General features: G+C 68.5%; 12 protein-coding genes and 1 tRNA gene. 5 read left to right on the top strand and 8 right to left on the bottom strand.

The genetic code is table 11. The annotated features are described in order from the left end of the window. Nucleotides 1–102: 102 nt before the first annotated feature. Nucleotides 103–1,410: an adenylosuccinate lyase gene (gene purB, locus WA805_RS20175; RefSeq protein WP_422272115.1), complete on the top strand. Its 1,308-nt coding sequence runs from the start codon at nucleotides 103–105 to the stop codon at nucleotides 1,408–1,410. 99 nt (nucleotides 1,411–1,509) lie between these two features. After that, entirely contained in the window at nucleotides 1,510–2,808 is a 1,299-nt protein-coding gene (gene murA, locus WA805_RS20170) for a UDP-N-acetylglucosamine 1-carboxyvinyltransferase (RefSeq protein WP_422337264.1), read from the top strand. Nucleotides 2,809–2,826: 18 nt separating this feature from the next. Here murA and WA805_RS20165 read toward each other — a convergent pair whose 3' ends face one another. The 6 genes from WA805_RS20165 to WA805_RS20140 all read right to left on the bottom strand — a co-directional run bounded on the left by WA805_RS20165 (nucleotide 2,827) and on the right by WA805_RS20140 (nucleotide 7,333). Continuing rightward, nucleotides 2,827–3,720: a trypsin-like serine peptidase gene (locus WA805_RS20165; RefSeq protein ID WP_424560267.1), complete on the bottom strand. Its 894-nt coding sequence runs from the start codon at nucleotides 3,718–3,720 to the stop codon at nucleotides 2,827–2,829. A 53-nt stretch (nucleotides 3,721–3,773) separates the two neighbouring features. Continuing rightward, complete coding sequence (locus WA805_RS20160; RefSeq protein ID WP_424560268.1) at nucleotides 3,774–4,850, bottom strand: pyridoxal phosphate-dependent aminotransferase; 1,077 nt, start codon at nucleotides 4,848–4,850, stop codon at nucleotides 3,774–3,776. Nucleotides 4,851–4,889: 39 nt separating this feature from the next. Beyond that, complete coding sequence (locus WA805_RS20155) at nucleotides 4,890–6,143, bottom strand: alpha/beta hydrolase (protein ID WP_422272107.1); 1,254 nt, start codon at nucleotides 6,141–6,143, stop codon at nucleotides 4,890–4,892. A 59-nt stretch (nucleotides 6,144–6,202) separates the two neighbouring features. Then, nucleotides 6,203–6,292, bottom strand: a tRNA-Ser gene (locus WA805_RS20150). A 45-nt stretch (nucleotides 6,293–6,337) separates the two neighbouring features. Next, a complete protein-coding gene (locus WA805_RS20145) occupies nucleotides 6,338–6,769 on the bottom strand; it encodes a nucleoside deaminase (RefSeq protein ID WP_425243100.1) in 432 nt (143 codons plus the stop codon). A 42-nt stretch (nucleotides 6,770–6,811) separates the two neighbouring features. After that, entirely contained in the window at nucleotides 6,812–7,333 is a 522-nt protein-coding gene (locus WA805_RS20140) for a tRNA adenosine deaminase-associated protein (RefSeq protein WP_422285509.1), read from the bottom strand. A gap of 337 nt (nucleotides 7,334–7,670) precedes the next feature. Between WA805_RS20140 and WA805_RS20135 the strand changes: the two genes are divergently transcribed. Both WA805_RS20135 and WA805_RS20130 read left to right on the top strand, forming a co-directional pair. Further along, nucleotides 7,671–7,826 (top strand): hypothetical protein, encoded by a 156-nt coding sequence (locus tag WA805_RS20135; protein WP_422272103.1) that lies wholly within the window; start codon nucleotides 7,671–7,673, stop codon nucleotides 7,824–7,826. Nucleotides 7,827–7,835: 9 nt separating this feature from the next. Next, entirely contained in the window at nucleotides 7,836–8,375 is a 540-nt protein-coding gene (locus WA805_RS20130) for a PH domain-containing protein (protein WP_422272101.1), read from the top strand. 13 nt (nucleotides 8,376–8,388) lie between these two features. On the opposite strand, the gene WA805_RS20125 is transcribed toward WA805_RS20130, so the two are convergent. Beyond that, nucleotides 8,389–9,414: an ROK family protein gene (locus WA805_RS20125; RefSeq protein WP_422285604.1), complete on the bottom strand. Its 1,026-nt coding sequence runs from the start codon at nucleotides 9,412–9,414 to the stop codon at nucleotides 8,389–8,391. Nucleotides 9,415–9,475: 61 nt separating this feature from the next. Then, the gene (locus tag WA805_RS20120; protein ID WP_425243099.1) at nucleotides 9,476–11,107 is read right to left on the bottom strand and encodes a glycosyltransferase family 39 protein; all 1,632 of its coding nucleotides are present in this window, start codon (nucleotides 11,105–11,107) and stop codon (nucleotides 9,476–9,478) included. A gap of 222 nt (nucleotides 11,108–11,329) precedes the next feature. Between WA805_RS20120 and WA805_RS20115 the strand changes: the two genes are divergently transcribed. Beyond that, nucleotides 11,330–12,067 (top strand): HAD family hydrolase, encoded by a 738-nt coding sequence (locus WA805_RS20115; RefSeq protein ID WP_425243098.1) that lies wholly within the window; start codon nucleotides 11,330–11,332, stop codon nucleotides 12,065–12,067. The last annotated feature ends 76 nt before the right edge of the window (nucleotides 12,068–12,143 follow it).

Here is a 12,143-nt window from a genome sequence, read left to right as displayed (position 1 = left end):
GGCCTGGCCCGTCGCCACGGCGGTGGACGCGGCGGCAGGAATCGCGCTGCTCACGGCCATCGTCGCAGCCGCGCTGGTCCTAGAGCAGGCTACGGTTAAGGCATGATCGAGAGGTACACGCTGCCCGAGATGGGGCAGGTGTGGAGCGACGCTCACAAGTACGAGCTGTGGTGCCGGGTGGAGACGCTGGTGCTCGAGGCCCACGCGCGGGCGGGAACAGTGCCCGCCTCGGCAGTCGGCCCCGTCCGTTCGGCGCCTCCTCCCAACCCCGAAGCGGTGGCAGCGATCGAAGCCGTGACAGAACACGACGTGATCGCGTTCCTTACCGCCTGGGCGGACAATACCGAACCGCGGTCCGCGGCGGCCTACGTGCACTACGGGATGACCTCCTCCGATCTGCTCGACACCGCGCTCGCCGTCCAGCTCGCTGAGGCCACCGACATCATCGTGACGAAGGCGGACCGCCTGGTCGCGGCGCTGCGTGATCACGCACTCGCCCACCGGAACACGCTGCGCTCAGGGCGGACCCACGGCGTGCACGCCGAACCGGACCTGTGGGGCCACCGGGTCGCCGACTTCGCGTTCGCCGCGGCGCGGTCCAGGGACCGGGTGCGGCGGGCGCGGGAGGCGGTCGCGGTCGGCAAGCTGTCGGGGCCGGTGGGCAGCTACTCCAACATCGACCCGGCCATCGAGGCCGAGGTGATGCCCGCGCTCGGGCTGCGCGCCGCCGACGCGGCTACCCAGGTGGTGATGCGCGACGGCATCGCCGAGTGGGTGTCCGCGCTGGCCGTGCTCGCCACGGTCTGCGAAGCGGTGGCGCTCGAGGTCAGGCACGGGCAGCGGACCGAGGTGCGCGAGCTCGCCGAGCCGTTCAGGTCCGGCCAGAAGGGCTCGTCATCGATGCCGCACAAGAAGAACCCGATCCGCTCCGAGCGGATTTGCGGGCTGGCGCGGGTGGTGAGGTCATACGTGACTCCGGTCACCGAAGGCATACCGCTGTGGCACGAGAGGGATATCTCACATTCCAGCGTGGAGCGGATCGCGCTTCCTGACGCCGCGATCGCCACGGACTACCTGGTGCACTTGACCACGGGGCTCGTGGAAGGACTGGTCGTGGACGCCGCGCGGATGCGGGCGAACATGGATCTCACGAACGGCCTGCTGTACTCCTCTGGAGTACTGCTCGAGCTGGTCAGCAGCGGAATGTCCAGGGAGGACGCGTACGCCCTCGTGCAGGCCGCCGCGATGGACACCTGGGACAACCAGACCCCGTTCCGTGATGCCTTGCTCGCCCAGGGCAAGAGCAGGAACATGGCCATCGATGAGCTGGCCCTTGACCGGGCATTTGACGCCGAACGGTACGTCGGCCGGCTCGGCGGCGTGTTTGACCGTGTCTCAAGGCTCACGTGAGCACGCGCATCGGATGGCATACTGGACAACGCATTCGCACGGGTGTGCTCGTGTAGCGCGCCGTTCTCGTCGTTACCCCTCGGACAGGAGTCCATCCACATGACCAAGGGCACCGAGACCCGCTACCGCGTTCGCGGCGGCACGACCCTGCACGGGACGGTCTTCATCCAGGGCGCCAAGAACGCGGCGCTCAAGATGATCGCGGCGTCGCTGCTGACGTCGAAGGGCCGGACCGTGCTGCGGAACGTCCCGCCCATCGAAGACGTGCGGCGGGCCATCGAGCTCGCGCAGGCGGTCGGCGCCCTTGTCGAGTTCCATGAGCCGGAGCGCACGCTAGTCGTGGACGCCTCGCGGCTGACGTCCCCGGTGCTCCCGGCGGAGATCGCCCGGCGGTCCCGCGCCTCAGTGCTGTTCGTGCCCGCGCTGCTGCACCGGTTCGGCGAAGCGGTCATTGAGGGCATCGGCGGCTGCAACCTGGGCAGCAGGAACCTGGACTTCCACTACCGCGGTTTCGCGCGGCTCGGCGCGACGGTGGACGAGGGTGACTCGGTCATCAGGATCACGGCGCCAGCCGGGCTGCGCGGCGCGCACCTGTACCTAGACACGCCGTCACACACCGGCACAGAAAACCTGATCATGGCGGCGTCGCTGGCGCCGGGCACCACGATTATCGACAACACCGCGCAAGAGCCCGAGGTACTCGACGTGATCGCGTTCCTCTCCAGGATGGGCGCGGACATCAGCGGCGGCGGCACCGGGTTCATCACCGTGCACGGAGTTTCCGAGCTAACGGCGGTTGAGCACACCGTGATGCCGGACCGGATCGACGCCGGCTTGTTCGCTATGGCCGCGGCCGCCGCGGGCGGCGAGATCAACCTGGTGGGGGCGAACCTGGATCACTTCGGAGTGGTCCGGTGGAAGCTGGAGCAGATGGGCGTCGAGTTCGCATCCCAGGGCGCCGTGCTTCAGGTGAGGCGCGAGCGGCCGCTGCGGCCGATCAACGTGGTCACATCGCCGTATCCGGGGTTCGCCACCGACCTCCAGTCGCCCATCATGGCGGCGGCGACGATGGCCGACGGCGCCAGCTACATCCGGGAAACGATCTTCGACGGCCGGTACACCCTGGTGCCCGAGCTGAACAAGATGGGCGCCAAGATCGAGATCGACAACAACGTCGCGATCGTGCACGGGGCAGCGGGGCTGCACGGCTGCGAGGTCACCGCCCACGACCTGCGCGGCGGCGCGGCGCTGATCCTGGCGGGCCTGGCCGCGGAGGGCGAGACCCTGGTGTCCAACGGCTACCTGATCGACCGCGGCCACGCGACGATGGTGGAGCGGTTCGCCGCGCTCGGCGCCGACGTCAGCGCCGAGGAACACGAGCCGGCCATCGTAAGCTAGCCCGCGACTGGGCCCGGCTTAGCCCGTCGCGGCGGCCTGCTCGTAGAGCTGGCGGATGTCGCTGTTCAGGTACGCGCTGTAGGAGATGGCGTCCGTGTCGCCACCCTCCTGGTAGCCGCCGATCACGCCGACGATCGTGCCGGTGCGGGTTCGCGGGTCGAAACCGGTTACCCACGGGCTGCCGCTGGTGCCGCCGAAGAACCCGCCGCACTCGAACCTGACCTGGCGCGCGCTCTGCTGGCTGGTCCGGTTCATGCAGGTCACCGGGGCGTCTGCGCTCGCCGGGTAGCCGGTGACCCGCACCAGGTGGTCGAACCCCGCGTCGAAGCCGATCTGGTTGGCGCCGAGGACTTCTTCGATGTTCTTGCCGTCGAGCGGCTGGAGCACCACGAAGCCCACGTCGAAGTCCGGGTCAGAGGACGCCGCCCACTGCGGGGCGACGAGCAGCCTGCGCGGCGTCCACACCCCGAACGGCGTGGCGCCGTTATGGTAACCGGGGATGAACACGATGTCGGACTTGTAGCCGCCGCCCTTGCCGCCGTGGATGCAGTGCGCCGCCGTGACCAGCAAGTCGCGCCCGGGGCTGGCGACGACGCTCGCCGTGCAGAAGTGGTCGCCGCTCGCGTCGTGGGTGAAGAGCGCACCGACCCGCGGCGCGGCCAGCAGCGGATTTTGCGCGGTGGGCGTGGCGCCGGGGGACGGCAGCTTCGGCAGTGACCAATCGCGCGAGGGCTGCGCGCCGAGCAGCCTGTTGTGCGTCCAGTAGCCCGCGGCCGCGGGGGTGCTGGCCTGTCCCCCGGCACTGCCCCCCGAAGCACTGCCCCCCGAAGCACTGCCTCCCGAGGTGCAGCCACCCAGCAGCGCCGCGAGTGCCAGCCCCGCGGCCATGGACCAGTGCCTCACGTGTGCCATGTGCCCTCGTGGCTTAACTTACCCGGCCGCCGTCCCGGAGGGTAGCAGAATGGCTACGTGTGGTGCGGGAAGGCGCGGGCGGTCGCCAGGAACGCATCGTTAGCTGCCGGGGTGCCGATCGAGACGCGGGCGCCCTCGCCGGCGAAGGGGCGGACGGCGAGGCCGGACCCCTCGCAGGCCGCCGCGAAAGCGGCGGTGTGCTCACCAAGGCGGAGCCAGACGAAGTTGGCCTCCGTGACCGGCACGGTCCAGCCGTCCGCGAGCAGCGCCGACCGCACCCGGTCGCGCTCCTTGACGACCGTCTCCACGCGCTCAAGGAGTTCCGCCTCCGCGGCGAGCGACGCTACCGCCGCCGCCTGCGCGATCGAGCTCACGGTGAAGGGGAGCATCGTCTTCCGTACGGCGTCCGCGACCGGCGGGTGCCCGATCAGGAAACCAACCCGCAGCCCGGCCAGCCCGTACGCCTTGGAGAACGTGCGGAGCACGGCCACGTTGGGCCGGTCACGGTACAGGTCCACGCCGTCTGGGACCGATTCGTCGCGGATGTACTCTCGGTAGGCCTCGTCGAGCACGACCAGGACGTCTCCTGGCACCTGGTCGAGGAATTCGGTGAGCTGCCGGCGGCCTACGACCGTGCCTGTCGGGTTGTTCGGGTTGCAGACGAGGACGAGCCTGGTCCGCGGCGTGACGGCGGCCGCCATGGCGGCCAGGTCGTGCGTCTCGTCTGCCAGCGGCACCTGGATCGACGTGGCGCCCGCGAGGGCGACGAGCGGCGGGTACGCCTCGAACGACCGCCACGCGTAGAGCACCTCGGCGTCCGGATCGCTGACCGCCTCGACAAGCTGCTTGAGGACCCCCACCGACCCGCACCCGACCGCGATGTGCTCGGCGGGCACGCCGAACCGCTCCGCGATCGCTGCGGTCAGCGCTTCCGCTCCGTTGTCGGGATAACGGTTCACGCCGCGACCCGCCTCGGCGATCACCTCAGCGACCGACGGGAGAGGCCCGTACGGCGACTCGTTGGACGACAGCTTGTGCGCCTGCCCCGCTACCGCGGCCGGGACCTTGCCGGGCTTGTACGAGGCGAACGCGTCGAGCAACGCGCGGAACCGAGGTGCGAGATCACTCATGCCCCACAGTCTCGCACCTCCGGCGGGGTTATCCGGCCGTCAGACCGTCGCGCGCGGGACCGCCGTGTGAGCCGTCTTGGGCGCCAGATCGTTCGCCTTGCGAGCGGAGTGCGCGTGGTGTGCCGTGGGCTGCTTGCCGGCCTCGGCCGCCGCGAAGTGCTGGACCTGCCAGGACAGCCCGGCGGTCATCCACTCGAGCATCGGGGTCAGCCCTGACCGCCAGACCATGGCCTGGTGTCCCCCGCCGCTCACGATGTCCACAGGGGGCACGTCGGCGACCCGCAGCAGGAGCAGCTGCCTGAAGTACTCCGCGTTCTGCACGTCGGACAGGTCGTCGGCGCCCGCGGCGAGGAAGAATTGCGGGACCCCGACCGGTACGTTCTGGATGTACTCGTCAGGGGTGTTGATCTCCAGCAGCCGCTTGTCATGCGCGAACACGTTGATGTCGTGTGGCTTGCCGCCGGCCCTCCCGCCGGTCGGCACCTGGCTGGCGTCTGGCGCGAAGTACCCGCTTTCCACGCCCACATAGCCGAACCTGTGCGCGTCCTGCAAGCCGATGTTGGCGGCGCAGAAGCCGCCCTCCGAATAGCCCGCGATGCCCCACATCAGGCCTGGCCGTTGTACGCGGAGGTTGGCGGCGGCCCAGTTGGGGACCTCCGTGCCCACGAAGGTCATGTCCTGCAGGCCGTGCGGGTCGTTGAGGCACTGCAGCGAGTACTGCAGGCCGCCGTCGGTGTCCGGCATCACGAGCACCGCCGGGGACGCCTTGTGCTCCGCGAGCAGGTTCAGGTAGATCGGGATCACGTTCATCACGTTGACCCAGGTGGCCGGCTGCCCTGGGGCACCGTGCAGCAGCTCGATGGCCGGGAATCTGTAGTTCGCGTACGCCTTGGCGAAGTACTGCGGTGGCAGGTAAACGTACACCTGCCTGGTGATGTGGCTGCGCGGACCGGTGACCGTGGTGCTGAACAGGGCGCCGAACTGGGCGTCGAGCCCGGCGTTGGTGCTGCTGATCTGCTGCCGCAGCGAGCCGTCGCGCTTCAGGCTGGCGGCCGACAGGTGCGGGATCGACTGCGCCTGCCCGGACAGGTCGCTGAACAGCGCACCCCAGGTCTGGTAGTAGTCGTAGTACTTGTTCACCGCCGCGATGCCGAACACCATGGCCGGGATGAACGCCAGGCACGCGGCCAGCACCCGGAAGACGACCTGCTTGGTGAGGACGAGCCAGATGACGAGGGCACCAAACGCCACTATCAGCAGCAGGAAGAATAGCGTTCCCTGCGGTTCTAGCACTAACACTCCTCGCCATGGCACGCGAACCCCTCGCACGCGTGCCGTGCGGATCTAAGCCCTGGCGGTGGAGGTGGGATTTGAACCCACGGAGGGGTTGCCCCCTCACACGCTTTCGAGGCGTGCGCCCTCGGCCACTAGGCGACTCCACCGCCGGTGAGCTTACCTGACCTTCGCCACTAACAACGAGCTGAGTTCTAGCGCCGTTCCGAGAAAAAAGTTCGGATTGTATTCAGACACTCGGCTTCGAGCACTCCGCTGATGACTTCAGGAACCGGCACGAGCCGCTGATCACGCACCACGTCCCAGAGTGAGCCCACCGCGCCGGCCCGCGGATCGGCGGCGCCGTACACCAGCCTGCTCAGCCTGGCGGACGTTATCGCGCCCGCGCACATCGTGCACGGCTCTAGCGTCACGACAAGCGTCAGGCCGTCGAGCCGCCAGGAGCCGATGACGCTAGCCGCGGCCCTGATCGCGAGGATTTCGGCGTGTGCCGTCGGATCGGCGGCCGCCTCCCGGCGGTTGCGCCCCAGGGCGATCACGGAGCCCGTGCCGTCAAGGACCACCGCCCCGACAGGGACATCGCCGGCGTCCGCCGCGGCCGCCGCCTCGGCGAGCGCGGCCCGCATCGCGGGCTCGAACGAGGCCTCGTACCCGGTCGGCACTGTTAGTCAGGAGCCGAGGGCGACGTCGAGCGCGCGCTCCATCGCCAGCCCGAATCCGAGCCTGGCCGCGATGGATTCAACGGCGTCCTCCACGTGATCCCACGGATCGTCGTCAGAGTCGACGTCCAGTCGGCTGCAGATGGCGGCGAGCTCCATCTCGTCCAGCCCGAGGTCGGCGAAGATCGACAGGTCCCCGGCCGGCAGCACCTGGTCGAGGTCCTCCTCGTCAGGGACCGGGATGTCGAGGTACTCAAGCACCTGCTCCGCCAGCGGGTAGTCGAGCGCCGCCCCGATGTCGGACAGCAGCACCGATACCTGGCTGCCGACCACCCGGATCGCCACGAAGAAGTAGTCGTCGATCCCGGCGAGCCCGATCGTTCCTGCGATGCTGGGCTGTTGCCGGAGCACGCGCACGAGTCCGGCGAGATCGGCCGTGACCGTCTCCGGCAGCACGTCGGCTTCCCACTGGTCGTCTTCACGGAAGACGATGATCGCAAAATCCGTCTCGCTTACCTCTGGCATCGCCATGCCCCAAGCATGCCCTGCACGGGGGAATCTTGTCAGATCGAGGAACGTCAAGGAAGCCGAACATCAAGGAAGCGGAACGGGCTGGCCAGCGGGTCCGTGCGCGTTCGCCGGCGTGGCTGCTTCCGGTCAGCCGCCGTCGGCTGCATGCTTCCCCGCGGCGCGGCATACTCTCAACTAGGCACATGCGTAGCGCCGCGAGGTTCCGGGCATACTGCAGCCGTTAGGCACGGAGCAAGGCGAGGACCGCGCCGGCTTGGAGCCACATCCAGGCCGGGTTCGGGCTAGGATAAAGGGATACTGGCAAAATGGAGATGTCTGCGCTCCCAGGGAGGCGGCAGTGAAGCTCAAGACGGTCCTGACATGGGCGGCCGTGGCATTCGTCCTGTGGTGGATCATCCAGCAGCCGACCAGCGCCGCACATCTGGTACACAACATCGGAAATGTTCTCACCAGCGCCGCCCACGGTCTTTCAGACTTCATTGCCAGCCTTTAGGATTTCGCAATGGGCATTAGGGTCGTACCGAACGAAACGGTACCGGCCACCGTTTACAAGCACCTGCTGCCGCACGAGCGGCAGGTCATAACCGTTCGGTTCCACCCCGCGGTGCTGATCAGGCCAGTGGCCGAGGTCCTTGCCGGACTTGCGATCGCTGGCCTGCTCTCCACTACGCTCGCCCGGAATAACGGCCTCGCGCTGCTGATCATCTGGCTGATCTGGCTCTTGGTCGTGCTCAGGCTGCTCTATAAAGTCTGGGAATGGCTTGACGATTACTTCGTAGTAACCTCCAAGCGCATGATGCTGGCTACGGGCGTTTTCTCCAAGTCGGTGGCCATGCTGCCGCTCACCAAGGTGACGGATATGCGCTTCGAGCGCTCGGCAAGGGGCCGCGTGTTCGGCTACGGCAAGTTCATCGTCGAGTCGGCCGGCCAGGAGCAGGCGCTGCGCGAGGTGGACTATCTGCCCTATCCCGAGCAGCTTTACCTCGAGGTGTGCGGGCTTATCTTCACGCCAGACAAAGGCGACAGCGACGACGGAACTTAAAGGCCGGGCCGCTTTACCGCTCTTGAACCCATTTGGCGGCGGCGATCGCGGAACCCCGCGCCCCGGCCATGTCGAGGTCCGGGACCAAGGTGATCTCGGCTAGCTCGGCCTGCTCCGCGTACAGCGACGTGTTCTCCCGCACCACGCCGAGGAACCAGTCACGGAAGTGCGGCGCCGCCTCGATCACCCCGCCGCCGACGAAGTACGTGTCGGGGTCGGTGAACTTGGCGGCGACCGAGAACACCTGCCCGATCGCCATGGCCTGCTGGCGGAAGATGGCGAGCGACATCTCGTCGCCCCGTTCGGCGTAGCCGCGGACAAGCTTGGCGCCCTTGGCGATAGGCACGCCGGCGAGTTCGTGGCCGGGGAACCTCGTCAGCCAGTACGGCAGCAGATTCCGCGTTATCCCGGTCAGCGAGGCGACCGACTCGGCGTCGGCGAACAGCCCGCAGTTGCACGACGGTCTGGGCTGGCCGTCCTCGAGCAGTCCCTCCATCGGTATCGGCATGTGCCCGAGCTCGCCGGCCATCCCGGCCGCGCCCTTGACGATGCGCCCTTCCTGGACCACGCCGCCGCCGAGTCCGGTGCCGACGATGGCGGCCACTGAGCTGCGGCGGCCCGACTCCGGGCCGTGCCGCACGTGGTGGGCGTAAATCGCGGCCGCGTTGGCGTCGTTGTTGTACACGACAGGGATGCCGAGGCGCGCCTCGAGCGCGCCCCTGATGTCGAACTTGTGCCAGCCGGCGTGGCCGAAGTTGGTCGCGCCCCCGGTGGCGAGGACCCCCGCGGCGCTAGCCGGCCCCGGGGTGTCCAGGCCGACCGCGAGCACCTTCTCCCTTGGCACGCCCGTCATGCCGAGCACCTTGTCGAACTCGTCGACTAGCGCCTGGATCGCCTTGTCCGGGCCCTCGCGAACGAGGCTGGGCAATTCCGCCATCGTGTCCACGAGGAACCTGCCGTCCGAGGTAAGAACGGTGCCATTGTTCGTAGTACCGCCATTGTCGATACCAACGGCTACCCAGTCACCCGGTACGAGCATGAAACCTCCATCGCCAGCCAATGCTCTGAAGAAGGTATATCCAAGGTAAGGCTACTGACTACTACCTGGTCTGATAGAGCATCAGCATCTTGTCTCCGTCGACCCACCGGCGAACCAGTTTCATTCGGGCGACGAGCGACACCTCCTCCTTGTCCACCGGCGTGGCCCTGGCGGAATCTAGGTAGGCGGCGTACGCGGGCTGGGTGTAGACCCAGACCCGTGTGACGTGCGTGAACCGCTTCAGCAGTTCGGCGGGGCTCACGTCGGTGCCGTAGAGCGTGTCTGAGGCCACCGGGGATTGTGCGAGCGCGATGTCGCGAACGCCCCGCCACTGGGCCGGGTACTCCACCTCGACCGGCCGGTAGCTCATCGGAATGAAGAAGACGATGTCCCCCGGCTTGGCGTTGGCCGCGACGATCTGGGAGTCGCCCGCGAGGTTGTCCGGCCGCGAGCTCGGCAGGCTCACCTTCGCGTCCGCGGGGATGAGCGCGATAACGAGCAGGATCAAGATCGCGGCAGCGGGCAGCCAGCCCAGCCATGCCAGCCCGGCTCGGCTCAGCGACGGTACCGCGGCCGTGACCAGCCTGGCGAGCCATGTGAGCCCCCACGCCACCAGGATGGCCAGGGCGGGCAGGCAGTACTCCACGTACCTGCCGTCGTAGACCGGGTGCACCTGCGACGCCACGAGCAGCAGCGCTGGCGGCAGCACCAGCCACGGCAGCGCGACGCTGCCGGGCGTCACCGACGGCCGGCCGCGCCGCCAGGTGACCGCGTCCGCGGCGACACCGAAGGCCGCGAGGCCGAAGACCGGCCACAACAGCTCCTCGGGTCCCGCCCACGTGCGCGCCAGGTTGACGGCGGCGCTGCGGATGATCACTTGGCCGGTCATCCAGGAGATCGCGTTGCGCTGCGCGTACGCGAAGGCCACGATCGGGATGAGGACGGCCACCGCGACGATCCCGGCCAGCACCCAGCGGGCCAGCACGCCAGCCGGCCGCCGCCCCGCCACGCCGGGCAGGCCCGGTGTGGCGATCAGCAGCGTCACCCCCTGCGCGACGAGGATGAGCAGCCCGAAGATGTTGAACAGCCCGGTCAGCGCGGCCGCCGCCGCGTACCCGATCCACCACCGGCCGCCGTCCTCGATGGCGTTGACCAGCAGATAGGTGGTGATCGCGGCCAGCATCGTCACGATGGCGTACGACCGCGCCTCCTGCGCGTACCTGATCACGGCAGGCAGCAGCGCGAACAGCACGCCCGCGGCCAGCCCGGTGGCGGCGGGGTACGGCGATCCGGCGATCGTGGCGAGGCGGCGCGCGATCAACGCGGTGAAGGCCGCCGCCACGGCCATCGCGACCACGGACGGAGCCCGGAGCACGGTCGGCGCGGAACTGCCCGCGACCGTCTCTACGGCGTGCACCACCAGGTAGTAGGCGCCGTGCACGATGTCGTCGTGCGGCATCGTCGCAAGGAGCTGGCTGACCGAGCGGGCCGCCATCGCCTTCGTGACGCCCTCGTCACCCCAGATCGGGGGCCGGCCGACGTGGTAGCCGCCGGTGATCAGGCCAAGCACACCGGGGACGACCGCTACCAGCCAGGCCACGGGCGAGAACCAGGCCCTGTCCGCCCGGCTGGAGGGACTCCTGGCAGCCCCCGCCTGGCGTGTCGGCTCGCCGGTGCCAAGGTCAATCCCCACGACTCACCTTCTTCACCCAGACCGAGCCAGAATATGAGACCAGACGCGTAGCGCCGCTCTCGGAAGTGACGATCTGCCTGGACCTGGCCACCGGTCAGGGGTGGTGACCGGTGGCCAGGAGCGCGGAGAAGAAACGCCTATGCGTCAGGCAATTCGAAGTTAACCCTGCCCGGTAACCCAGAGGCAAGCCCGTTCCGGTCGTCGGCTTCTAAGCTGAACCGCGTGAGCTACCAGGGCCTCATCCTCGATTTCGGCGGCGTCGTCACCACGGACCTGTTCGCGGAGCTGTCCGCGTTCTGCGTCCGGGAGGGCCTTGAGCCCGGTGCGTTCGCCCGCGTGCTGCGCGACGACCAGGAAGGCAGGCACGCCTTCGAGGACGTCGAGGCGGGCAAGATGTCCCAGCGCGAGTTCGAGGTGACCATCGGCCGCCTCCTCGGCGTCGATGACCACGGCCTGCTGACCCGCGCACTTGGCGGCCTGCGTCCTCGGCCCGAAATCCTGAACCTGATCCAGCGCACCCGCGGCGCCGGCATCAGGGTTGGCCTGCTGTCGAATTCGTGGGGCGACGGAGAATATGACCCGTACGCGGGCTATGACCTGGACAGCATCTTCGACGCGGTGGTCATCTCAGGCGACACGGGAACGCGGAAGCCGGACGCCGCCATCTACCTGATCGCCACGGACGAACTCGGCGTTCCGCCGCGCGAGTGCGTTTTCGCCGACGACACCGCGGCGAACCTCCCGGTCGCCGAGGAACTCGGCATGGCCACCGTCCACTTCACCGACGCTGCCAAGGGCATCCGCGAGATCAGCCGTTTGCTCGGCCTCTCCTTAGGGCCTCCGAGCACTACACTGCAACCCCGGCCTACGCACTATGAGCGGGTCATGCGCCCTCGCCCTCGGCGCCCGGGCGGTCCGGTTCCGCTTCCGAGCCCGGCTCGTCAGCCCTATCCGCAATGAACGCCTCGCTGCTACCGGCCGACCATCGGGGACCGGGTCCGATCTCCGGCTCCTCCGGCCACAAGATCACCGCCCG

Source organism: Trebonia sp., assembly GCF_049794275.1.
Taxonomy (GTDB): Bacteria; Actinomycetota; Actinomycetes; order Streptosporangiales; family Streptosporangiaceae; genus Trebonia.
The sequence above is the reverse complement of the archived record's forward strand: the minus strand, read 5'-3'. Positions and strand labels throughout refer to the sequence as shown.